Origin of the sequence: Pseudoalteromonas sp. APC 3691 (assembly GCF_030408135.1) — a bacterium.
In the GTDB taxonomy this organism is placed as follows: domain Bacteria; phylum Pseudomonadota; class Gammaproteobacteria; order Enterobacterales; family Alteromonadaceae; genus Pseudoalteromonas.
In genome coordinates, this window is the sequence record NZ_JASDCB010000004.1 from 34,279 (window position 1) to 57,301 (window position 23,023).

Annotated in this window: 21 protein-coding genes; 15 read left to right on the forward strand and 6 right to left on the reverse strand. The window is 39.5% G+C overall.

Annotated elements, in window-relative coordinates:
- The first annotated feature begins 40 nt into the window (after positions 1-40).
- The 6 genes from msbA to tcdA are packed head-to-tail and all read left to right on the forward strand — an operon-like array spanning position 41 to position 5,174.
- The gene (gene msbA / locus QL998_RS02225) at positions 41-1,786 is read left to right on the forward strand and encodes a lipid A export permease/ATP-binding protein MsbA (protein ID WP_290192072.1); all 1,746 of its coding nucleotides are present in this window, start codon (positions 41-43) and stop codon (positions 1,784-1,786) included.
- The gene (gene lpxK, locus QL998_RS02230; protein WP_024594729.1) at positions 1,783-2,763 is read left to right on the forward strand and encodes a tetraacyldisaccharide 4'-kinase; all 981 of its coding nucleotides are present in this window, start codon (positions 1,783-1,785) and stop codon (positions 2,761-2,763) included. Before msbA ends, lpxK begins: the two co-directional genes overlap by 4 nt.
- Positions 2,753-2,950 (forward strand): Trm112 family protein, encoded by a 198-nt coding sequence (locus QL998_RS02235; protein WP_002961789.1) that lies wholly within the window; start codon positions 2,753-2,755, stop codon positions 2,948-2,950. Before lpxK ends, QL998_RS02235 begins: the two co-directional genes overlap by 11 nt.
- On the forward strand, positions 2,938-3,699 hold the full coding sequence (gene kdsB, locus QL998_RS02240; RefSeq protein ID WP_024594728.1) for a 3-deoxy-manno-octulosonate cytidylyltransferase: 762 nt from the start codon (positions 2,938-2,940) through the stop codon (positions 3,697-3,699). The genes QL998_RS02235 and kdsB overlap by 13 nt, the downstream gene beginning before the upstream one ends.
- Positions 3,696-4,376 carry a TIGR01621 family pseudouridine synthase gene (locus tag QL998_RS02245; protein WP_024604817.1) on the forward strand — a complete coding sequence of 227 codons (681 nt, stop codon included), beginning with the start codon at positions 3,696-3,698 and terminating at the stop codon, positions 4,374-4,376. Before kdsB ends, QL998_RS02245 begins: the two co-directional genes overlap by 4 nt.
- Positions 4,377-5,174 carry a tRNA cyclic N6-threonylcarbamoyladenosine(37) synthase TcdA gene (gene tcdA, locus QL998_RS02250; RefSeq protein ID WP_024603405.1) on the forward strand — a complete coding sequence of 266 codons (798 nt, stop codon included), beginning with the start codon at positions 4,377-4,379 and terminating at the stop codon, positions 5,172-5,174. It abuts the gene before it with no gap.
- A gap of 6 nt (positions 5,175-5,180) precedes the next feature.
- Here the strand turns inward: tcdA and QL998_RS02255 are convergent, their stop codons facing one another.
- The 3 genes from QL998_RS02255 to QL998_RS02265 form a co-directional block, all read right to left on the reverse strand.
- Entirely contained in the window at positions 5,181-5,597 is a 417-nt protein-coding gene (locus QL998_RS02255; RefSeq protein WP_007586879.1) for a SufE family protein, read from the reverse strand.
- 33 nt (positions 5,598-5,630) lie between these two features.
- Complete coding sequence (locus tag QL998_RS02260) at positions 5,631-6,857, reverse strand: SufS family cysteine desulfurase (RefSeq protein ID WP_182194869.1); 1,227 nt, start codon at positions 6,855-6,857, stop codon at positions 5,631-5,633.
- A gap of 115 nt (positions 6,858-6,972) precedes the next feature.
- Positions 6,973-8,259 (reverse strand): citrate synthase, encoded by a 1,287-nt coding sequence (locus QL998_RS02265; protein ID WP_024594661.1) that lies wholly within the window; start codon positions 8,257-8,259, stop codon positions 6,973-6,975.
- A gap of 419 nt (positions 8,260-8,678) precedes the next feature.
- Between QL998_RS02265 and sdhC the strand changes: the two genes are divergently transcribed.
- From sdhC to sucD, 8 genes are all read left to right on the forward strand, one after another.
- Positions 8,679-9,056 carry a succinate dehydrogenase, cytochrome b556 subunit gene (gene sdhC / locus QL998_RS02270; protein ID WP_076914908.1) on the forward strand — a complete coding sequence of 126 codons (378 nt, stop codon included), beginning with the start codon at positions 8,679-8,681 and terminating at the stop codon, positions 9,054-9,056.
- Entirely contained in the window at positions 9,047-9,394 is a 348-nt protein-coding gene (sdhD, locus tag QL998_RS02275; RefSeq protein WP_007586873.1) for a succinate dehydrogenase, hydrophobic membrane anchor protein, read from the forward strand. The genes sdhC and sdhD overlap by 10 nt, the downstream gene beginning before the upstream one ends.
- Positions 9,395-11,167 (forward strand): succinate dehydrogenase flavoprotein subunit, encoded by a 1,773-nt coding sequence (sdhA, locus tag QL998_RS02280; RefSeq protein WP_024594659.1) that lies wholly within the window; start codon positions 9,395-9,397, stop codon positions 11,165-11,167.
- Positions 11,168-11,177: 10 nt separating this feature from the next.
- On the forward strand, positions 11,178-11,894 hold the full coding sequence (locus QL998_RS02285) for a succinate dehydrogenase iron-sulfur subunit (protein ID WP_007375751.1): 717 nt from the start codon (positions 11,178-11,180) through the stop codon (positions 11,892-11,894).
- A 95-nt stretch (positions 11,895-11,989) separates the two neighbouring features.
- Positions 11,990-14,809 carry a 2-oxoglutarate dehydrogenase E1 component gene (sucA, locus tag QL998_RS02290; RefSeq protein ID WP_024604821.1) on the forward strand — a complete coding sequence of 940 codons (2,820 nt, stop codon included), beginning with the start codon at positions 11,990-11,992 and terminating at the stop codon, positions 14,807-14,809.
- A 3-nt stretch (positions 14,810-14,812) separates the two neighbouring features.
- A complete protein-coding gene (odhB, locus tag QL998_RS02295; RefSeq protein WP_182194872.1) occupies positions 14,813-16,324 on the forward strand; it encodes a 2-oxoglutarate dehydrogenase complex dihydrolipoyllysine-residue succinyltransferase in 1,512 nt (503 codons plus the stop codon).
- 177 nt (positions 16,325-16,501) lie between these two features.
- Positions 16,502-17,668, forward strand: a complete 1,167-nt coding sequence (sucC, locus tag QL998_RS02300) for an ADP-forming succinate--CoA ligase subunit beta (RefSeq protein ID WP_024599574.1) — start codon at positions 16,502-16,504, stop codon at positions 17,666-17,668.
- The gene (gene sucD / locus QL998_RS02305; RefSeq protein WP_024599573.1) at positions 17,668-18,540 is read left to right on the forward strand and encodes a succinate--CoA ligase subunit alpha; all 873 of its coding nucleotides are present in this window, start codon (positions 17,668-17,670) and stop codon (positions 18,538-18,540) included. Before sucC ends, sucD begins: the two co-directional genes overlap by 1 nt.
- Before the next feature lie 59 nt (positions 18,541-18,599).
- Here sucD and QL998_RS02310 read toward each other — a convergent pair whose 3' ends face one another.
- On the reverse strand, positions 18,600-19,670 hold the full coding sequence (locus QL998_RS02310; RefSeq protein WP_024604822.1) for a DUF3083 family protein: 1,071 nt from the start codon (positions 19,668-19,670) through the stop codon (positions 18,600-18,602).
- 218 nt (positions 19,671-19,888) lie between these two features.
- Between QL998_RS02310 and glnS the strand changes: the two genes are divergently transcribed.
- Positions 19,889-21,547, forward strand: a complete 1,659-nt coding sequence (gene glnS / locus QL998_RS02315; RefSeq protein WP_024604823.1) for a glutamine--tRNA ligase — start codon at positions 19,889-19,891, stop codon at positions 21,545-21,547.
- Positions 21,548-21,855: 308 nt separating this feature from the next.
- On the opposite strand, the gene fur is transcribed toward glnS, so the two are convergent.
- Positions 21,856-22,299, reverse strand: a complete 444-nt coding sequence (gene fur / locus QL998_RS02320; RefSeq protein ID WP_007586857.1) for a ferric iron uptake transcriptional regulator — start codon at positions 22,297-22,299, stop codon at positions 21,856-21,858.
- Positions 22,300-22,485: 186 nt separating this feature from the next.
- Positions 22,486-23,013 carry a flavodoxin FldA gene (gene fldA, locus QL998_RS02325; RefSeq protein WP_007586856.1) on the reverse strand — a complete coding sequence of 176 codons (528 nt, stop codon included), beginning with the start codon at positions 23,011-23,013 and terminating at the stop codon, positions 22,486-22,488.
- Positions 23,014-23,023: the final 10 nt, after the last annotated feature.

Genomic DNA, 23,023 nt, shown 5'->3' on the forward strand with positions numbered 1-23,023 from the left:
GAGGATACAATACAGATTGTTACTGTATTTAGAGAGTGTTATGGATCAAAGTACTACACAAATTTATAAACGTCTTGTCTCGTATGTTGGCACCTACAAAAGCGTCGCATTTGTCGCAATTATTGGGATGATAGGCTATTCAGCAATGGATGCTTTATTTATTCAATTAATGAAGCCGTTTATTGATCAAGGTTTGAACCAGCGTAATACAGAAGTTTTAAAGTACGCTCCTTTTGTCGTTATCGCGTTAGTTCTAGGGCGTGGTGTTTTTAACTTTATGTCTTCTTACTGCTTAAGTTATGTAGGCTCCCAAGTTGTACGCTCTTTACGCCAAGAGTTATTTGAGCACATATTGCACTTACCCGTTTCTTTTCATGACAAAAACTCAACGGGGGATTTAATTTCAAAAATCACATTTGATACAGAACAAGTTCAACAAGCGATTACTAAAGCCTTGCTAATAGTTGTACGTGAAGGGGCATTTGTTGTATTTTTACTTGCAGTTATGTTTTATACCAGCTGGAAATTATCACTGATATTTTTAGTGATCATCCCACTTGTTGCTATTATTGTCGCTGTCGTTTCTAAACGTTTTCGCCACATTTCTAAAAATATTCAATCGGCCATGGGGCAAGTTACCCGTAGTTCAGAACAAATGCTCAGTGGACATAAAGTCATTCATGGCTTTGGCGGGCAAGAACAAGAAATAAATCACTTTTCAAAAATCAACAATCATAATCGCCAACAGCGTATTAAAATGGATGCAACTAAAGCGCTTAGTGTGTCTATAATTCAAATTTTAGCGGCAAGTGCCATGGCAGTTATTTTGTGGGCGGTGTCGTTGCCATCAATGATTGATACGATTACATCTGGTGACTTCATGGCATTAATTGCCTCAATGATGATGTTATTACGTCCGCTAAAACAACTTGCCAATGTGAATAGTGATATGCAACGTGGTATCTCTGCAGCGCAAAGTATATTTTTAGTTTTAGACGAAGAAATGGAAAAAGATACAGGCACTGTTTCGGTTGATAAAGTTAAAGGTTTAATTGAAGTTAAGAACGTAACCTTTAAGTACCCAACTAAAGATGAAGCCGTATTAAACGATTTGTCGCTAACGATTGAGGCGGGTGAAAGTATTGCCTTAGTAGGGCGCTCAGGCTCTGGTAAGTCAACAATTTCTAACTTGTTACCCCGCTATTATGATTTAGAACTACCGAGTGAAATTTTACTTGATGGCATAGCACTGCAGGACTATAAATTAACTGATCTGCGTCGCCAATTTGCTTTAGTGTCTCAGCAAGTTGTGTTATTTAACGATACGATTGCCAATAATATTTGTTATGGCATAAAGCACGATGTGTCTGTTGCAGAGTTAGAGCAAGTTGCCAAACAAGCGCACGTGTGGGAATTTGTTAAAGACCTGCCTGAGCAATTAAACACCATGGTAGGCGAAAATGGGGTAATGCTCTCCGGTGGCCAACGCCAGCGAATAGCGATAGCGCGTGCAATATTAAAAGATGCACCTATTTTGATTTTAGATGAGGCAACATCAGCACTTGATACCGAATCAGAAAAGCTTATTCAGCAAGCGTTAGAAACGCTAATGAAAGATAAAACCTCTATTGTTATAGCACATCGCTTATCTACTATTGAAAACAGTGACAGAATTTATGTTATTGATAACGGTCGTGTGATAGAAAGTGGCGATCATAGTAGCTTATTAGCAAATGACGGTACTTATTCAGCACTTTGCAAAATGCAGTTTGGTGATCAGGCGTGAGCAAAATAGAGCAAAGCTGGTATAAACCATTTGGTCTAATTACTTTACTGTTATTACCATTAAGTGCTTTGTTTTGGGTTGTATCGTCATTTCGAAAATACTTATACAGCGCTAAAATACTTAAATCTTTTGAGTGCAAAACGCCTGTAATTGTAGTTGGCAATATAAGCGTTGGCGGTAATGGTAAAACGCCTTTTGTTTTGTGGCTGTATAGTCATTTAACACAGCAAGGTTTATCAGTGGGTATTATTAGTAGAGGTTATGGTGGGCAATCAGATAATTACCCGCTGTTAGTCACTTCAGTTGTTGACGCCCAACAGGCTGGAGATGAGCCTGTACTTTTATACCATCGTTTAAAGTGCCCAATAGCAGTTGGCCCTAATAGACAACACAATATCGATTTATTAGAAAAAAATTATACGCTAGATGTCATTATTTCTGATGATGGGATGCAGCATTATAAAATGCCTCGTAGCATTGAGTGTTGTATTGTTGATAGTGAACGCCGCTTTGGTAATGGTTTTGTTATGCCCGCAGGGCCACTACGCGAAACAACTAAACGCTTACAAAGTGTTGATATAGTAATTGAAAATGGCGGTGAGGCTAATAATAGCTACGTGCTGCAAGTAAGTAACCTTCGCTTAGTTAATTCAAGTGATGATGCAAAAAGTAACGTAAGCGAGGCGCATGCAATAAGTGCAATTGGGAACCCTAAACGGTTTGAAAACTCATTAGAAGCACAAAATATTAAGCTATTGTCGACTCATCACTTTAGAGATCATTATGCTTATACAGCAGATGATTTTATTCAGTTTGGTGATGATTGCATTATAATGACCGAAAAAGACGCGGTTAAATGTAAGTCCTTTGCAAAACCTAATTGGTATTATTTACCTGTAGATGCAGAGCCTTCCGATAGCGTAATAAACACATTAAATTCATTATTAAAAGAAAAAGGAATACTCAATGGCCTTTGATACAAAATTACTCGAGATAATTGCCTGCCCAGTTTGTAAGGGTAAATTACGCTTTGATAGAGAAAACAACGAACTAATTAGTACTGCAGCTAAGCTTGCTTACCCCGTTCAAGATGATATTCCAGTATTGCTTGAAAACGAAGCACGTGAGTTATCTTTAGAAGAGGTTGAAAAGTGGAATTCGTAGTTGTAATTCCTGCACGTTTTGCATCAACCCGACTACCTGGTAAGCCGCTTGCTGATATTTGCGGTAAGCCAATGGTTCAACATGTTTACGAAAAAGCATGTTTATCAGGTGCAAGTAAAGTGGTTATAGCAACCGATCATCAAAAAGTGTTTGATGCAGTAAGTTTATTTACTAGTGATGTTGTAATGACTCGCGAAGATCACCAATCGGGTACTGAGCGTTTAGCCGAAGTAGTTGATTTACTTGATCTCGACAGCAATACAATTGTGGTTAATGTACAAGGCGATGAGCCCTTACTTGCGCCAGAAAACGTATCTCAAGTTGCTGCACTATTAAGTGATTCAACAGCACCAATGGCAACGTTAAGTGTTGCTATTGAAGAGCGTGATGAAGTATTTAATCCTAATGCCGTTAAAGTGGTTAGCGATATAAATAAAAATGCGCTGTATTTTTCTCGTGCAAGTATTCCGTTTGATAGAAGCACAATGATGAATGACAGCAGTGCTCTTAATTTAGCGCCATTTCAGCGCCACGTAGGTATTTATGCGTACAGAGCGGGTTTTATTAAACAATATATAGAATTGAGCGTATCGCCACTTGAGCTACTTGAATCGCTTGAGCAGTTACGTGTGTTGTATCATGGTTATAAAATCAAAATAGAACAAGCTCAAATAGCCCCTCATGCAGGTGTCGATACGCCCGATGACTTAGCGAAAGTGATAGGGCATATTAAAAGTACAAGCGCGTGAGTGAACAAGTAAGTAAAATATTAAAAATCGTTTTTACACATAACGATTTTTATATTTTAGAAAAGCCAGCGGGTCTTAATTTTCATTCGGAAGAGGGCCCCGGCTTTGTTGTGTTAGCCGAACAACAATTAGCGCAAAAGCTTTATGCCGTTCATCGTTTAGATAAAGTGACATCAGGGCTGATTATTTTAGCGCGAAACAAAGCCGCTGCGGCCAGCTTTACTGTTATGTTTACTGAGCATGCGATTGCTAAATTTTATTTAGCGATTAGTGACGCTAAACCAAAAAAGAAGCAAGGTTGGATTAAAGGCGATATGGCTAAATCTCGCCGTGGCTCGTTTAAGTTACTAACGAGTAAGCTTAACCCTGCAATCACCCGATTTTATTCGCTAAGTTATAAGCCGGGATTTAGAGGGTATATTTTAAAGCCTTATTCAGGAAAGACGCATCAATTAAGAGTGGCACTAAAAAGTATTGGCTCTGCTATTTTAGGCGATGCAATGTATTCAGGCACGCCATCAAATCGTACCTATTTACATGCATATGCATTGAGCTTTTTATGGCTAGGTGAACAAATACAGCTAACTTTATTACCCGATAATGGTGATGAGTATTTGGCGTTAATTAAACATCAAGATTTTCAAGCATGGCAATCGCCATGGCAACTGGATTGGTAAATGAGCGAAAAAGTTACAGATATACGTTTTGGTGGTATTAAACGTTTATATGGTCATCAACAGTTTGATTGGCTTCAAGAAGCACATTTTTGTGTAGTAGGGATTGGTGGTGTAGGGAGCTGGACAGCAGAAGCACTTGCACGTACTGGTGTTGGTAAAATAACATTGATTGATTTGGATGATATTTGCGCAACTAACGTCAATAGACAAATTCATGCGTTAACGGGCACTATTGGTCAAGCTAAAGTAGATGCAATGAAAGCGCGCTGCGAGCTTATTAATCCAGAGTGCCAAATTAATGTAATAGATGACTTTATTACGCTTGATAATATTCAAGAGCATATTCAAGGTTTTGATTATGTAATTGATTGTATTGATGCAGTTAAAGAAAAAGCAGCGTTAATTGCTCACTGTAAACGTAATAAACTACCTATAATTACAACTGGTGGTGCTGGCGGGCAAACAGATCCTAGCCAAATAACGTTTGGTGATGTAGCCAAAACTACGCAAGACCCATTGCTTGCAAAAGTACGTTATATTTTGCGTAAGCAATATAATTTTAGTAATAATCCTAAACGTAAATTTAATATTGATTGTGTTTACTCAACAGAGCAATTGGTTTACCCAGGAAGCGATGGCAGCGTATGTCATGCAAAGCAAAGTGCTGATGGCTCGATGAATATGGATTGTAATAATGGTTTTGGATCTGTGACTATGATCACAGGAAGCTTTGGCTTTTTTGTTGCGGCAAAAGCGGTGCGTAAATATCTAGATAAAAAACAACGCTCGCAAGCTTAGTTTTTGCTAACTAAGCTTTTGTTGTGCCATGGTTTGTATTTTATCAACCATGGCTTTAATACCATTACCACGTGATGCGCTTAAGTGGCTTATAAGGCCGAGCTTTTCAAATTCTTCATACGCATTTTTATTCACTACTTGCTCTGGTGTGAGGCCATTGTAAAGCGCTAAAATAATGGCTAATAATCCTTTTACTATACGTGTATCTGAGTCACCAATTACAACAAGTGTATTTTCTGTTAAATCAAATTCAACAAACATCCATACTTTGCTTTCACAGCCTGGTACAAGTGCATCATCAGTCTTCAAAACATCAGCTAAAACAGGTAAAGTTTTTCCTAAAAGCATTATCTCACGATATTTTTGCTGCCAAGCGGGCGCATTTTTTATAGATTCTGTGACTTTGTTAAACGTATTTGTCATGAGTTATCCTAATTAATTCTATTAAAGTGACGTTTAGTCCAGTAAAGCGATACATTTTTTAAGTGAATCAATGAATATATCTACATCTTCATAGGTATTATAAAAACAAAAGCTCGCTCTTAGCGTTCCATTAAGCCCTAAATGTGTCATTAATGGCTGTGTACAATGGTGTCCACTCCTTACTGCAACCCCGTAACCGTCAAGTAAAGTTGCCAAATCATAAGGATGTTCATCATTTAAGTTGAAGCAGAGTGTACCAATATTGTCAGATAGGTTGCTATATATTGTAATGCCATCAACCTTTACCAATTTTTGAGCTGCATAACTAAACAATTTTTGCTCATATTGCTGGATTTTTGCGTGATCTAATTCATTTAAATAGTCTAATGCGGCACCAAAGCCTAAAACTCCAGAGATATTTGGTGTTCCAGTTTCAAATTTTGCAGGCGCAGGACGATAAGTACTGTGAGTTAAGTACACTTTATCGATCATTTCCCCACCTGATTGGTAAATCTCAAGGGTATTCAATTGCTCATATCGACCATAAAGTACACCTAATCCTGTTGGACCGAGCATTTTATGGCTTGAGCAGACATAAAAGTCACAGTTTAATTCACGTAAATTGGGTTTTAAATGCAGTGCACCCTGTGCACCATCCACTAGAACAAGAGAATTGACGTCTTTTGCAGCTCTAATAAGTGGTTTTAAATCGGTGATATTACCCAGTGTGTTAGATGCTTGTGTAATAGCTAATAGGGTAGGTTTTGTTTCTTTTATAAATTCACAGCATTCTTTGGTGTTCAGCGTGCCATTTTTATTTAGTGGAAGCGCTATTAATTTAGCACCCGTTTGTTGACTCACTATTTGCCAAGGCACTATGTTTGCATGATGCTCAAGCGGAGATATCATTATGGTATGACTTTCATTTAAGCGCTTTTTTAATCCGTTAGCGACCAAGTTAATGGCTTCTGTAGCGCCTTTAGTCCATACAATCTCTTTACTAAATACATTGAAATACTCTGCAGTTTTATCCCGTACTTGTTCATATGCATAAGTTGCTTGCTCGCTAAGTGTATGGCGTCCACGGTGTACATTAGCGTTTTGAAACGTATAGAATTCAGTAATTGTATCTATAACTGATTGAGGCTTTTGTGAGGTTGCTGCTGAGTCTAAATAAACAAGCGGGCAGCCGTTTATTGTTTGATTTAATGTTGGGAAGTCGTTTCTAATTTTATTTATATCAAACTTTAAAGCAAGCATGGCTCATCTACATAGTGTTTTTAAGGCAGGAATTGTAATCGGTTTATGATAATTCTCAAGTGTTGTTAATAAAAAAGGCCGCAAAATGCGGCCTTTTTAAACTAACCAACGTTAATTAACGCTTGTCAGTTGATACGTAGTCACGTTGAGTGTAACCAGTATAAAGTTGACGAGGGCGGCTGATCTTATGACCAGGTTGAGATAGCATCTCATCCCAGTGAGTGATCCAACCAACAGTACGTGCCATTGCAAAGATTACAGTGAACATGCTTGTTGGAATACCAATCGCTTTTAAGATAATACCAGAGTAGAAATCTACATTAGGGTATAGTTTTTTCTCTACAAAGTATGGGTCTTCAAGCGCAATTTGCTCAAGCTTCATAGCAATATCAAGAAGTGGATCTTGGATATTCAGCTCAGCTAAAACTTCGTGACACGTTTGACGCATTACTGTAGCGCGTGGGTCAAAGTTTTTGTAAACACGGTGTCCAAAGCCCATAAGGCGGAAAGGGTCAGCTTTATCTTTAGCTTTAGCTACGTATTCATCAATACGGTCAACAGAGCCAATCTCTTCTAACATGTTTAAACATGCTTCATTAGCGCCGCCGTGAGCAGGGCCCCATAAAGATGCAATACCAGCTGCAATACATGCATACGGGTTAGCACCAGATGAACCAGCAAGACGAACTGTTGAAGTTGATGCATTTTGTTCATGATCTGCATGAAGCATAAAGATTTTATCCATTGCCTTAGCAGTAACAGGATTAACTTTATATTCTTCAGCAGGTACAGAGAACATCATGTGTAAGAAGTTTTCTGCGTAGCTTAAATCGTTACGTGGGTATACAAACGGTTGGCCGATATTTGTTTTATAAGCCATTGCCGCGATTGTTGGTAACTTAGCAACAAGCTTAATTGCGCTTGTTTTACGTTGTTCAGCATCAGTAATATCAAGGTCTTCATGATAGAAAGATGATAATGCACCCACTACACCACAAAGCATTGCCATTGGGTGAGCGTCAAAGCGGAAACCTTGGAAAAAGTTAGCAATCTTCTCGTCAAGCATAGTGCTTGTAGTGATTTCATTCTTAAAAACTTCATATTGTTCTTTAGAAGGTAACTCACCATTTAAAAGTAAGTAACAAAGTTCAATGTAATTTGAGTCTTCAGCTAATTGCTCAATTGGGTAACCGCGGTGAAGTAATACACCTTTACCACCATCGATATAGGTGATTGCAGATTCACAAGAACCAGTCGACATGAAACCTGGGTCATAAGTAAAGTGACCGTGTGAACCTAACGTACGTACGTCGATTACATCTTGGCCAGCAGTGCCTTGATAAATTGGAAGTTCGATTGGATCTAGTCCATCAATTTGGACTGTGGCTTTTTTATCTGCCATCGTTATGTATCTCCTATTAAGATATCTATTCTGATTTTTAGATTTTAAAGTTCTGAAATCTGTTTTAAGCACATCTTTTCATTTTAACGTGAAAGAGGGGGTTAAAGTCAATTTTTATAAACATTATGCATATATGTATAATAAATATTCGGTATTAATTAAATATAATACTATTGGCTAATTCGCAAACATCTCTAAATAAACAAGAATTGTAAAAAGCCCTGTGGGTATATATACTAACGGTGGTTTTAAACCGTATTGTATTTGGGTAAACATATTCTTAACAGCTTAAAATTTACAGGTTTGTGAACTTTAATTGTTTTGGTACGTTTATTTTGATAGTTCCATCAGTAATATTTGGTGGGTTTTTAGAAAAACAAGTAGATGAGCTCCACTGTGAGCAAGATGGGCAAGTAACTGTGAAAAAGCAAAGACCTGTAAATCTAGATCTAACAACTATATCTATGCCGGCAACGGCTAAAGCTTCAATTTTTCACCGCGTCACCGGTGTTGCATTATTTTTTGCTTTAACGTTTGTCATTTGGGCTTGGTCTGAGTCTCTCTCTTCAGCTGAAAGTTTTGAATTCGTCAAGGGTCTGTTTAACGGATTCATTGCCAAATTTATAGCTTGGGGCACTGTTTCTGTATTAGGTTATCACCTTATTGGTGGTATCCGTCATATGATTATGGATATGGGACATTGGGAAGAACTTGAATCAGGTAACCTCAGCGCTAAAGTTTCAATGGCTCTTGGTGTTGTGTTTGCCGTATTGGCAGGGGTGTGGATATGGTTTTAAATCAAGCAACTCTAAAACGTGATGGTGTACAAGACTTCGTATCTTTACGTACCACGGCATTAATAATCAGCGCTTACGCGATTTTTATTATCGGCTATTTTTTAGCGACGCCAGAAGTCACTTTCGAAGCCTGGACAGGCCTCTTCTCTAACCTAGCAATGAAAGGGTTTACGTTAATTACCCTTGTTTGCATTATGGTTCATACCCGCATTGGCCTTTGGCAAGTTCTTACAGACTATGTTAAGTGCGCAAAGCTTCGTGCAGTTTTAGGTTTTGTATTAAACCTAATGGCCGTTGCTTACGTAGCTATTGGTCTAATCGTATTATGGGGTGTTTAAGTGAAATATTCTGTTCGTGAATTTGACGCCGTAGTAATTGGTGCAGGTGGTGCAGGTATGCGCGCTGCTTTAGCAATTACAGAATCTGGCAAAACGTGTGCATTAATATCTAAAGTATTTCCAACGCGCTCACACACTGTATCTGCTCAAGGCGGTATTACGGTTGCGCTTGGTAATTCACACGAAGATAACTGGGAATGGCATATGTACGATACCGTTAAAGGTTCCGATTTCATCGGTGACCAAGACGCTATTGAATACATGTGTCAAACTGGCCCAGAAGCTATTACTGAATTAGAAAACATGGGTTTACCATTTTCTCGTTTTGAAAATGGCCGTGTTTACCAACGTCCTTTCGGTGGTCAATCGAAAAACTTTGGTGGTGAACAAGCCGCACGTACTGCAGCAGCTGCTGACCGTACAGGCCATGCTTTATTACACCTTCTTTATCAACAAAACGTTAAAAACAAAACAAATGTATTCTCTGAATGGTATGCACTTGATTTAGTTAAAAACGATAATGGTGATGTAGTAGGGTGTACTGCAATTGAGATTGAGACAGGTGAAGTTACCTTCTTTAAATCTAAAGCTGTTGTATTAGCTACTGGTGGTGCAGGTCGTATATTCGCATCAACCACTAATGCTCACATTAACACTGGTGACGGTGTTGGTATGGCAACACGTGCTGGTATTTCTATGCAAGACATGGAAATGTGGCAGTTCCACCCAACGGGTATTGCAGGTGCTGGTACGCTAGTAACTGAAGGTTGTCGTGGTGAAGGCGGTTATCTTTTAAATAAAGATGGCGAGCGCTTCATGGAACGTTACGCTCCAAACGCAAAAGACTTAGCGTCTCGCGACGTTGTTGCACGTTCAATGATGACTGAGATCCGTGAAGGGCGTGGCTGTGATGGTCCTTGGGGTCCACATCTTAAGTTAAAACTTGACCACTTAGGTGAAGAAACACTTAACTTACGTCTTCCTGGCGTATGTGACCTTGCTAAAACATTCGCTCACGTTGACCCTGCAAAAGAGCCAATTCCAGTAATTCCAACTTGTCATTATATGATGGGTGGTGTTCCTACGAATGTAAATGGACAAGCGCTACAAATCGATGCTCAAGGCAACGAAACAGTAGTTCAAGGTTTATTTGCAGTAGGTGAAATTGCCTGTGTATCTGTACATGGTGCAAACCGCTTAGGTGGTAACTCATTACTAGATTTAGTTGTGTTTGGTCGTGCTGCGGGTAACTTCTTAGGTAAGTACCTGAATGACGTTGAAATATCTAAAGCTGCTTCAGAATCAGATTTAGAAGCGTCTCTTGCACGTTACAATCGTTGGGAAAATTCAACGGCTGGCCAAGGTGAAGATCCAGTTCAAATCAAAAAAGACCTACAACAATGTATGCAGCTTAACTTCTCGGTATTCCGTGAGGGTGACTCAATGGCAGCAGGTCTTCAAGAACTTAAAGAAATTCGTGAACGTCTGCAACATGCTCGTCTTGATGATAAATCATCAGACTTCAACACGCAGCGTATCGAATGTCTTGAACTAGACAACTTAATGGAAACAGCTTACTCAACTGCAGTAGCTGCAAACTTCCGTACAGAAAGCCGTGGTGCACATTCTCGCTTTGACTTCCCAGATCGTGATGACGAAAACTGGTTATGTCACTCAGTATTCAATCCTGTAACGGATGAAATGAGTAAGCGTGACGTGAACTATGCGCCTAAAACGCGTGAAGCTTTCCCACCTAAAGCACGTGTTTACTAGGAGATAGACGATGGCACAAGTACAATTTTCAGTTTATCGTTATAATCCAGATGTTGACAACGCTCCTCGTATGCAAGAATACACCTTGCAAACAGAGGAAGGTCACGACATGATGGTGTTGGATGCACTTATTCTTCTAAAAGAACAAGATCCTACATTATCTTTCCGTCGTTCATGCCGTGAAGGTGTGTGTGGATCTGATGGTGTTAACATGAATGGTAAAAATGGTTTAGCATGTATTACTCCTTTATCTACGCTACAAAAAAATGGCAAAGGTAAAATAGTAGTACGTCCACTACCAGGTTTACCTGTGGTTCGTGACCTTGTTATTGACATGAGTCAGTTCTACACTCAGTACGAAAAAGTTAAACCTTATTTAATTAATGATCAGCCTGCAGCAGGCGAACGTCTTCAAACTATTGAAGAACGTGATAAATTAGACGGGTTATATGAGTGTATTTTGTGTGCATGTTGTTCAACATCGTGTCCTTCGTTCTGGTGGAATCCAGACAAGTTCATTGGTCCAGCAGGCCTTCTTCATGCTTACCGTTTCTTGGCTGATAGCCGAGATACAGCAACTGAAGAACGTTTAGCGGATTTAGACGATGCGTTCAGTGTGTTCCGTTGTCACAGTATCATGAACTGTGTTAGCGTTTGTCCTAAGGGTCTTAATCCGACCAAAGCAATTGGACAAATCAAATCTATGTTACTAAACCGAGCGGTTTGATAGCTTAGTAAAGGTAAGATGGCTAATATTAAAATTATATTAGCCATCTTGTTATAATAACTATTAATTTCTGCGCTAAAAAAAAGGGCTTATAAATGCACGAAGGTGTGATGAAGGCATGGCTAGAATCTTCACATTTAAACGGCGGCAACGTTGCTTATGTAGAAGAGCTTTATGAAGCGTATTTAGACGATGCGACTTCTGTGCCAGACGAATGGCGAGAAGTGTTTGAACAATTACCTAAAGTTGATGGTGTGGATGTTGAAGTAAAACATTCAGAGGTTCGAGCACAGTTTGCACAGCTTGCTAAAAACAAGCATAGAGAAGTAGTGGTAGCAGAGGGTAGTGGCGGTGACCTTAAACAGGTTAAAGTTCTACAACTTATTAATGCTTTCCGTTTTCGAGGACACCAAAATGCAAACCTAGATCCATTAGGCATTTGGCAGCGAGAACGTGTACGAGATTTAGAGCTAGAGTACCACGACTTATCTTCAAGTGATTTTGACCGCGAGTTTAACGTAGGATCGTTTGCCGTTGGGCGCGATACTATGCCTTTAGGTGAATTATACCAAGCTCTGAAAACTACTTATTGTGGTTCGGTTGGCGCTGAGTATATGCACATCACATCAACAGAGGAAAAACGTTGGTTACAACAACGTCTAGAATCTGTCCAGTCTAGACCTAAATTCTCAAAAGATGAAAAGCTTCGTATCCTTAAAGGGCTTACAGCAGCTGATGGTCTTGAAAAATATTTAGGCTCAAAGTTTCCAGGTGCTAAACGTTTTTCACTTGAAGGTGGTGATGCGTTAGTTCCAATGCTTAAAGAGCTTATTCACCGTGCTGGTGAAAGCGGCCAACAAGAAGCTGTTATTGGTATGGCTCACCGCGGTCGTTTAAATGTTCTTGTGAACGTACTTGGTAAAAACCCATCAGAGCTATTTGATGAATTTGCTGGTATTCATAAAGAAACATTAAGTTCTGGTGATGTTAAGTATCATATGGGTTACTCGTCTGATTTTGCTACCAAAGGTGGCAATGTACATATGGCGCTTGCTTTTAACCCATCACATCTTGAAATTGTTAATCCAGTAGTTATGGGCTCTGTGCGTGCTCGTCTTGATCGCTTAGGTGACAGCTCTGGTATTAAAGCATTACCAATTACGATTCATGGTGACTCTGCGATTGCTGGTCAAGGTGTTGTACAAGAAACGTTTAATATGTCACAAACTAACGCGTTTAGTTGTGGTGGTAGCATTCGTATTGTTGTTAACAACCAAGTAGGTTTCACAACCTCGAAGCAAGATGACGTTCGTTCAACGCCATACTGTACTGACATTGCTAAAATGGTTCAGTCTCCTATCTTCCATGTTAATTCAGATGATCCTGAAGCAGTTGCATTTGTTACTCAAATTGCACTTGATTTTAGAAATCAGTTTAAGCGTGATGTAGTAATCGATTTAGTTTGTTATCGTCGCCATGGTCACAATGAAGCTGATGAGCCTAATGCAACTCAGCCTGTTATGTACCAAAAAATCAAAAAACATCCAGTGCCGCGTTTAATCTATGCAAATCAACTTATTGCTGAAGGTTCTTTCTCTGAACAAGAAATTAAAGCGCTCGCTGATGAATATCGTGATGCATTAGATGAAGGTAACTGTGTTGTTTCTGAAATACAGCCAGAGACTTCACATTCTTCTGATTGGGCAAAGTATGTTGGTCATGAATGGGACGTTGAGTATGATGCTAGCGTACCTTTAGAAGAGCTTAAGGCTCTTGGTGAGAAGATAGCTTCTTACCCAGAGCAGTATAAAGCACAGTCACGCGTTAAAAAGATCTATGACGACCGTAAACTAATGGCTTCTGGAGAGAAACCACTTGATTGGGGTATGGCTGAAACGCTTGCTTATGCAACAATTGCAACTGAAGGTACTGATATTCGTTTAACGGGTCAGGATTCAGGACGTGGTACTTTTTTCCACCGTCATGCGGTAGTTCATAGCCAATCAGACGGTGCTACTTATACGCCGCTTCAACACTTGAGTGAAGACCAAGGTACTTTTCAAATATTTGACTCTGTTCTTTCTGAAGAAGCTGTTGTTGCCTTTGAATATGGTTATGCAACTGCGGAGCCAACTTCATTACTACTTTGGGAAGCTCAATTTGGTGATTTTGCCAATGGCGCTCAAGTAGTATTTGACCAATTTTTAAGTTCTGGTGAGCAAAAATGGGGCCGTCTATGTGGTCTTACAATATTGTTACCTCATGGTTACGAAGGTCAAGGTCCAGAGCATAGTTCAGCACGCCTAGAGCGTTTCTTACAACTATGTGCTGATCACAATATGCAAGTGTGTGTTCCTTCAACGCCAGCGCAAGTTTACGCTATGCTTCGTCGTCAATCAGTTCGACCACTTCGTCGTCCATTGATTGTTATGACGCCTAAGTCACTACTGCGTCATCCGCTTGCTACTTCATCACTTGAAGAACTTTCACACGGTGTTTTCCATAATATGATTGACGAAATCGATGATATTAAGCCAGAGAAAGTAGAGCGTGTTGTATTTTGTAGCGGTAAAGTTTACTACGAGCTATTACAAGAACGTCGTAAGCTTGAGCAAGATAATATTGCAATTGTACGTGTTGAGCAGTTATACCCGTTCCCACACGATGAAATGCAAACAATTATAGAGCGTTACCAACACGTAACTGATTTTGTTTGGTGTCAAGAAGAGCCACAAAACCAAGGTGCATGGTACTGTTCACAACATCACTTTATTGATGCAATCCCACAAGGTGCTAAATTAAAATATGCAGGTCGTAAAGCCTCTGCATCGCCAGCGTGTGGTTACATGTCAGTACATACTAAAGAACAACAAGCGCTCGTAGCCGACGCGCTTACTATAGAAAATAAAGGATAAGCAATGAGCACAGAAATTAAAGTTCCTGTTCTTCCTGAGTCGGTTGCAGATGCTACCGTTGCTACATGGCATGTAAGTGTTGGCGACAAAGTAACTCGCGATCAAAACTTAGTAGACATTGAAACAGATAAAGTGGTTTTAGAAGTGGTTGCACAGCACGACGGTGTAATTACAGAAATATCACAAGAAGAAGGTGCAACCGTACTTGGCGATCAAGTTATGGGTTTACTTGGTGATGCTGATGCAGCGCCAGCAAGTGAAGGTTCAACTAAAGAAGAATCAGCACCAGCTAAATCAGAAGACGCGCCAGCGGCGCAATCAGCACCAGCATCAGAAGGTAAAGAAGTGGACATTAAAGTACCTGTACTTCCAGAATCAGTTGCAGACGCAACAATTGCTACATGGCATGTACAACCAGGTGACGCGGTAACACGCGACCAAAACTTGGTAGATATTGAAACAGATAAAGTTGTTCTTGAAGTAGTAGCTCAAGAAGATGGCATCATGGGTGATATCATTCACGGCGAAGGCGATACTGTATTAGGCGAGCAAGTAATTGGTTCGGTTAAAGCAGGCGGTGCACCAGCGGCTCCAGCTGCAAAAGCAGACTCAGCGCCAGCAGCAGATTCAAGCGAAAGTTCAGATGTGTTAACACCATCAGTTCGTCGTTTAATCGCAGAGAAAGGCTTAGACGCTTCTAAGATTAATGGCACGGGTAAAAATGGTCGTGTAACTAAAGAAGACGTTGATACTTTCTTAAAAGCGCCAGCGCCTAAAAAAGCAGAAGCTTCTGCTCCAGCAGCACCGATGGGCGATCGTACTCAAAAACGTGTTCCTATGACCCGTTTACGTAAAACGATTGCAACACGTCTTCTTGAAGCTAAAAACTCAACTGCAATGTTAACAACATTCAACGAAGTGAACATGGAACCAATCATGAGCCTTCGTAAGCAGTACCAAGAAGTGTTTGAAAAGCGTCATGGGATTCGTTTAGGTTTCATGTCTTTCTACGTGAAAGCGGTAACTGAAGCACTTAAGCGTTTCCCAGATGTTAACGCATCAATCGATGGTGACGATATTGTCTACCATAACTATTTTGATATCAGCATTGCAGTATCTACTCCACGTGGTCTAGTTACTCCAGTACTTAAAGATTGTGACAAACTATCTGTTGCTGAAATCGAAAAAGGTATTCGTGAGTTAGCACTTAAAGGTCGTGATGGTAAGCTTACGCTTGCTGATATGACCGGTGGTAACTTCACTATTACTAACGGTGGAGTATTTGGTTCATTACTATCTACACCTATCATTAACTTGCCACAATCTTCGATTTTGGGTATGCATAAAATCCAAGACCGTCCTATGGCTGTAAATGGTAAAGTTGAAATACTTCCTATGATGTATTTAGCACTTTCTTATGACCACCGCATCATTGATGGTAAAGAATCTGTTGGTTTCTTAGTGACTATTAAAGAGTTGCTTGAAGATCCAACTCGCTTATTGCTAGATGTTTAATCTAGTTGTATGAAATGTAAGCTGTGAATGAACATTCACAGCTTTTTTTTTGCGCCTTTGGTCTTACTGGGGTTTTCATGTTAAGCCTTGGGATCTATACTAGGTGCGCAATTTGGGATAGTTGTTTATTTGAAAAAATATTCAGCTCTTTTAGTATAAAAAATTGGATAAAGCATCATGAATTTGCATGAGTATCAGGCAAAACAACTTTTTGCCGAATATGGTTTACCAGTTTCTCAAGGTTTCGCTTGCGATACACCTGAAGAAGCTGCAGCAGCTGCTGAAAAAATCGGCGGTGATATGTGGGTTGTTAAAACTCAGGTTCACGCAGGTGGACGTGGTAAAGCTGGCGGTGTAAAGCTAGTTAAAACTATCGACGAAGTAAAAGCGTTTGCAGCTAACTGGTTGGGTAAAAACCTAGTTACTTACCAAACAGACGAGAAAGGTCAGCCAGTAGCTAAAATTTTAGTTGAAAGCTGTACTGACATTGCTAACGAATTGTACCTAGGTGCAGTAGTTGACCGTGCATCTCGCAAAGTAGTTTTCATGGCGTCTACTGAAGGCGGCGTTGAAATTGAAACTGTTGCAGAAGAAACACCTGAGCTTATCCACAAAGCTGAAATCGATCCACTAGTGGGTCCACAGGCTTTCCAAGCACGTGAGCTAGGCTTCAAATTGGGTCTTAACCCAGTACAAATGAAGCAGTTTGTTAAGATCTTTATGGGTCTTGGTAAAATGTTCACTGATTTTGATTTCGCACTACTTGAAATCAACCCGTTAGTAATCACAGACGAAGGTAATCTTCACTGTCTTGACGGCAAAATCGGTATCGATGGTAATGCACTTTACCGTCAACCTAAAATCCGTGAGTTCCACGATCCATCTCAAGAAGATGCACGTGAAGCACACGCAGCAAGCTTCGAACTTAACTACGTTGCTCTAGATGGCAATGTTGGTTGTATGGTTAACGGTGCAGGCCTAGCGATGGGTACTATGGACATCGTAAACCTACATGGCGGCAAACCGGCTAACTTCCTAGATGTTGGCGGCGGCGCGACTAAAGAACGTGTTTCTGAAGCATTCAAAATCATTCTTTCTGACGACAATGTTAAAGCTGTTTTAGTAAACATCTTTGGCGGTATTGTACGTTGTGACATGATTGCTGAAGGCATCATTGGTGCAGTTAAAGAAGTTGGCGTAACCGTACCAGTTGTTGTACGTTTAGAAGGTACTAATGCTGAATTAGGTCGTGAAGTTCTTAAGAACTCTGGTCTAGATATCATTGCTGCTGAATCACTAACAGACGCTGCTGAGAAAGTTGTTGCTGCTGCGGAGGGCAAATAATGTCTGTATTAATCAATAAAGATACAAAAGTTATCTGTCAAGGTTTCACTGGTGGCCAAGGTACTTTCCACTCAGAGCAAGCGCTTGAGTACGGTACACAAATGGTTGGTGGTGTTAGCCCGGGTAAAGGCGGTCAAACGCACCTTGGTCTTCCTGTATTCAACACAGTTCGTGATGCTGTTCAAGAAACTGGCGCAACTGCTTCAGTTATCTACGTACCAGCTCCTTTCTGTAAAGATGCAATCTTAGAAGCTATCGATGCTGGCATCGAGCTCATTGTTTGTATCACTGAAGGTATCCCTACACTTGATATGGTTGATGTTAAAATCAAACTAGATCAAACAGGTACTCGTATGATCGGTCCTAACTGTCCAGGTGTTATCACTCCTGGTGAGACTAAGATTGGTATCATGCCTGGTCATATCCACAAACCAGGTAAAGTAGGTATTGTTTCTCGCTCTGGTACTTTAACGTACGAAGCAGTTAAGCAAACTACTGATGCTGGTTTTGGTCAGTCTACGTGTGTTGGTATTGGTGGTGATCCAATTCCAGGTACTAACTTTATCGACGTTCTAGAAATGTTTGAAAAAGATCCACAAACTGAAGCAATCGTAATGATTGGTGAAATTGGTGGTACTGCAGAAGAAGAAGCTGCAGAGTACATCAAAGCAAACGTAACTAAACCTGTAGTATCTTACATTGCTGGTGTTACTGCACCAGAAGGTAAGCGTATGGGTCACGCTGGTGCAATCATTGCCGGTGGTAAAGGTACTGCTGATGAGAAATTTGCTGCATTAGAAGCTGCGGGCGTAAAAACTGTACGTTCACTTGCTGATATCGGTAAAGCACTTAAAGAGAAAACAGGCTGGTAATCGCTTGTTTCCTTTAAAAAGGCCCGCATATGCGGGCCTTTTTGTTATTAGCTGAAAATTTAGAACGGGTAACTGATATGTTGGAAAAAACGTACAGATAAATCTTGTCGCTGCTTATTTATGGCTAGCTCATTGCACAGAGAATGAATTGTTTTTTCCACTTGGTTCATAAATCGACCGTACCCCATTTCATGTTTATCCTGTTGCGTAGCAACCACTACAAAATGTAGGGTCTCTACTAGTTTATTTGCCTCATAAAAATACTTAATCTGATTTTCATTAGAGTCAATATCAAAACTTAATTTTTGAAGTTCTGCATTGCCTTCACTTTTATCAATTTTACTGTTTCGTATAATAGGTGTTGCGCCATTAGCAACCATAGCGCCATGATTCAGGTTGTTATTTTGACACGCACGTATAAATGAGTAGGCAAAGTAGTCATAAAATTTAGCATAGTCATTTGTGTTCATTAGTGTTTGAAATTGCGTTTTAATAGCGCGCGAAACCGGTATAGTAAAAGTCGCGTAAGTCATCTCTGCGTGTTCATCGGGTATGCTGCATTGTCTTGACTGATAGCGAGGGAAAAGGCTTCTTAATTTGTAACCATAGCTTTCCTTATTGCCTTTTTCTTTAGCAAATAGGTCATATGTTAAGTGTTGATGATCGCGAAGTTTAAACTGGGATTGATTTACTAAAAGTTGTTCTTGTAGAGTGTTTAAGACTTTTTGAACTTTATTATGAAATTCTGCAGAGTTGGCTCGTAAATCATCGCCTGTAGCTAAAAATAGAATACGTATTTTTTTACTCTGTGTACCTTCAGTGTAATAAATCTTATGCGCTTCATGATAGCAAGGGTTATAAAAAAAGAGCATCTGTTTATCTGTTTCAAACTGATAAGACTCATCATTAAACCTTACAACGGGCAATTTATCATTCGCTAATAAGTGCACATTATGAAGCTCATACTCATCGCAAGAAGCAAACAGTTGGCGCGCAACACGTTCATAGCAACAATTTATATTACTAAAGCTTTTGTAAAAATCCTGATTAGGGGTGACTTCTGCTAAAAGGTAGTGGTTTGCGCGTGCGTTAGTTGGAATATATACACGATGTTGATTAAGTGTAGCCATCTTCGAATCCTTATAAAGTAGGTTATTTTGCTACTATAATTGGCTTTGATGACTTAAATATTGCGCTAAAACAAATTTTATTCATAAACAAGAGTTAAGCTGAATTAAAGTTAAGTAATATCTAAAATAAACCTTAATCTATTGCTGTATGTTAGTGTATGTTTTTGTAATAATGCATTAGTTTTGTTATTACGTAATATTTAGAGGACTGCACTCCTATGGCGGAAACTGAGAATCGCCCAAGTAACTTTATTAGAACCCGAATTGATGAAGACTTATCAAGTGGAAAACATGCCACTACGCATACACGTTTCCCACCTGAACCAAATGGCTTTTTGCATATTGGTCATGCCAAATCAATTTGTTTAAATTTTGGTATCGCAAAAGATTATAACGGTTTATGTAACCTACGTTTCGACGATACAAACCCAGAAAAAGAAGATATTAACTACGTTAATTCTATAAAAGAAGATGTTCAGTGGTTAGGTTTCAATTGGGATGGTGATATAAAGTATTCTTCTAATTATTTTGATACTTTATATGGCTACGCTGTTGAGTTAATTGAAAAAGGTTTAGCCTACGTTTGTTTTTTAACAGCAGATCAAGCACGTGAATATCGTGGCACATTAAAAGAGCCAGGTAAAAACAGCCCATACAGAGATACTTCAGTTGAAGAAAACCTAGCGTTATTTGAAAAAATGCGTGCTGGCGAATTCAAAGAAGGTGAATGTGTCTTGCGTGCTAAAATTGATATGGCAAGCTCATTTATGGTGCTTCGCGATCCAATTATTTACCGTGTACGTTTTGCTCATCATCATCAAACAGCAGACAAGTGGTGCATTTACCCAATGTATGACTTTACGCACTGTATTTCTGATGCGCTTGAAGGTATTACACATTCATTATGTACATTAGAGTTTCAAGATAACCGTCGTTTATACGACTGGGTACTTGATAACATTAGTTTAGAGTGTCACCCACAGCAAATTGAGTTTTCACGTTTAAATCTTGAATACACAATTATGTCTAAGCGCAAGCTAAGCGATTTAGTGGTAAATAACCATGTAGAAGGGTGGGATGACCCACGCATGCCTACAATTGCAGGTTTACGTCGCCGTGGTTATACACCTGGCTCAATTCGTGAGTTTTGTTTGCGCATTGGTGTAACAAAGCAAGAGAATATGGTTGAAATGGGCATGCTTGAAGCGTGTATCCGTGAAGATTTAAACGAAAATGCACCGCGTGTAATGGCCGTACTCGATCCTGTTAAAGTTGTTATTGAAAACTACGATGCAGACAAGGTTGAGGTTTTATCTGTGGCCAATCACCCAAATAAAGAAGAAATGGGTCGCCGTGATGTACCATTTACTCGTGAAATCTATATAGAACGAGAAGACTTTAAAGAAGAAGCGAATAACAAGTTTAAACGTTTAGTGCTTGATAAAGAAGTACGCTTACGTGGCGCTTATGTTATTAAAGCACAGCGTGTTGAAAAAGACGAAAACGGCGAAATCACAACTATTTTCTGTACTTACGATGCTCAAACACTTGGTAAAAATCCAAGTGACGGACGTAAAGTAAAAGGTGTTATTCATTGGGTTTCAGCACCAGAGTGTATTACGGCAGAAGTTCGTTTATACGATCGTTTGTTTAGTGTGCCAAACCCAGCAGCTGCAGAGGAATTTGAAACAACATTAAATCCTGAGTCACTGGTTGTTTTATCAAACGCTAAATTAGAGCCATCGCTTGCCAATTCACAAGCAGAGCAGGGCTTTCAGTTTGAGCGTACAGGTTATTTCTCTCGTGATTCTAAATCAGAGAACGTTGTATTTAACCAAACAGTGGGTCTTCGCGATTCATGGTCTAAAACTCAATAAGTAATATCTAAAAAACCTGAACTCTGGATAATAAATCTATCTCGAGCAACTATTTTCAGCGCTAACTGCGTTGAATTTACTTGCAATAGGCCAGCTATTGACGCGTGAATTCGCCTTGTTTTCACTTAAAATCTCTGGCTAGAGAAAATAAATTTAAATATCACCATGATTCAATACGTTGGTAAATCTCTTAACCAGAGTTCAGGTTTAATATCCCCAGTTTTTACTGGGTATGTTTATTACAAGCGTATTTTAGACACAAAAAAACCTGCACTCAGCAGGTTTTTTATTGCTTTTTAAAAGCGGTATTAGCTGTTAGCGTCGCTAAATTCTTTACACGCTGCTTTATCATTACACTCACCGTATAAATATAAAGAGTGGTTTGTAAGTGTAATACCATTTTCTTCAGAAATTTCAAGTTGACGACGTTCAATCATCTCATCTTCAAACTCTACCACTTTGCCACATTTCAAACACACTAAATGATCGTGGTGTGTGCTTCCAGAAAGTTCAAATACTGATTTGCCACCTTCAAAGTGATGACGGCTTACAATACCCGCATCATCAAATTGGTTAAGTACGCGGTATACAGTTGCAAGACCAATTTCTTCGCCTAAATCCAAAAGAATTTTGTAAACATCTTCAGCGCTGATGTGTTGGTTATCTGGAGATTGTAAAATCTCTAATATTTTAATACGCGGTAAAGTTACTTTTAAACCGGCTTTTTTAAGTTCCAAGTTATGATCAGTCATTAAATCTGTCTCAATTTTATTTGGTTATACTAGACATCTTGCAAAGATGTACACGACACATTAGCAACAAACAGGATAACGTGCCTAAGCGTTAAGTGCAAAGAACAATTGATTTATATTGCCACTAAAGCTTAAAACGCTAACTGTTTGATAATTATTTAAACAGTTAGCGATATATGTTGTAAATTAGTCAGCTAGCTCACTCAAACACATTTCTTCATATACTTGGGCAGACCATGCTTTAACACGTTGTTCTGTAAGCTCTGGTTGGCGGTCTTCGTCGATACCTAAACCTACAAAGTGCTTATCATCAGCCATGCCTTTAGATGCTTCAAAATCATAGCTTTCGCTCGGCCAATGACCAACCACAATAGCGCCACGCTCAGTAACGATATCGTTGATCATGCCCATAGCATCTAAAAAGTACTCAGCGTAATCTTCTTGGTCTCCACAACCAAAAATAGCGACAAGTTTACCTTCAAAGTCTACTTCTTCGAGCTCTGGAAAAAAATCATCCCAGTCACATTGTGCTTCGCCGTAGTACCAAGTAGGGATACCGAATAAGATCAAATCAAATTCAGCAATCTCTTCTTTAGAGCTTTTTGCAATATCATGAACAGCCACTAGCTTTTTACCCAATTCTTTTTGGATCATTTTTGCTACGTGTTCTGTGTTACCTGTGTCACTTCCGAAAAAAATGCCTACACTTGCCATGGATTTAAAA

Excerpts from the sequence above, each read along its gene's own strand:
- QL998_RS02310 (WP_024604822.1), bottom strand. The coding sequence starts at position 19,670 with ATGGCTACACTTAATCAACATCGTGTATATATTCCAACTAACGCACGC.
- QL998_RS02255 (WP_007586879.1), bottom strand. The coding sequence starts at position 5,597 with ATGACAAATACGTTTAACAAAGTCACAGAATCTATAAAAAATGCGCCC.
- tcdA (WP_024603405.1), top strand. The coding sequence starts at position 4,377 with ATGAGCGAAAAAGTTACAGATATACGTTTTGGTGGTATTAAACGTTTA.
- fur (WP_007586857.1), bottom strand. The coding sequence starts at position 22,299 with ATGACTGATCATAACTTGGAACTTAAAAAAGCCGGTTTAAAAGTAACT.
- sucD (WP_024599573.1), top strand. The coding sequence starts at position 17,668 with ATGTCTGTATTAATCAATAAAGATACAAAAGTTATCTGTCAAGGTTTC.
- msbA (WP_290192072.1), top strand. The coding sequence starts at position 41 with ATGGATCAAAGTACTACACAAATTTATAAACGTCTTGTCTCGTATGTT.
- QL998_RS02285 (WP_007375751.1), top strand. The coding sequence starts at position 11,178 with ATGGCACAAGTACAATTTTCAGTTTATCGTTATAATCCAGATGTTGAC.
- glnS (WP_024604823.1), top strand. The coding sequence starts at position 19,889 with ATGGCGGAAACTGAGAATCGCCCAAGTAACTTTATTAGAACCCGAATT.
- QL998_RS02235 (WP_002961789.1), top strand. The coding sequence starts at position 2,753 with ATGGCCTTTGATACAAAATTACTCGAGATAATTGCCTGCCCAGTTTGT.
- sucA (WP_024604821.1), top strand. The coding sequence starts at position 11,990 with ATGCACGAAGGTGTGATGAAGGCATGGCTAGAATCTTCACATTTAAAC.
- QL998_RS02265 (WP_024594661.1), bottom strand. The coding sequence starts at position 8,259 with ATGGCAGATAAAAAAGCCACAGTCCAAATTGATGGACTAGATCCAATC.
- sucC (WP_024599574.1), top strand. The coding sequence starts at position 16,502 with ATGAATTTGCATGAGTATCAGGCAAAACAACTTTTTGCCGAATATGGT.
- fldA (WP_007586856.1), bottom strand. The coding sequence starts at position 23,013 with ATGGCAAGTGTAGGCATTTTTTTCGGAAGTGACACAGGTAACACAGAA.
- odhB (WP_182194872.1), top strand. The coding sequence starts at position 14,813 with ATGAGCACAGAAATTAAAGTTCCTGTTCTTCCTGAGTCGGTTGCAGAT.
- QL998_RS02260 (WP_182194869.1), bottom strand. The coding sequence starts at position 6,857 with ATGCTTGCTTTAAAGTTTGATATAAATAAAATTAGAAACGACTTCCCA.
- sdhD (WP_007586873.1), top strand. The coding sequence starts at position 9,047 with ATGGTTTTAAATCAAGCAACTCTAAAACGTGATGGTGTACAAGACTTC.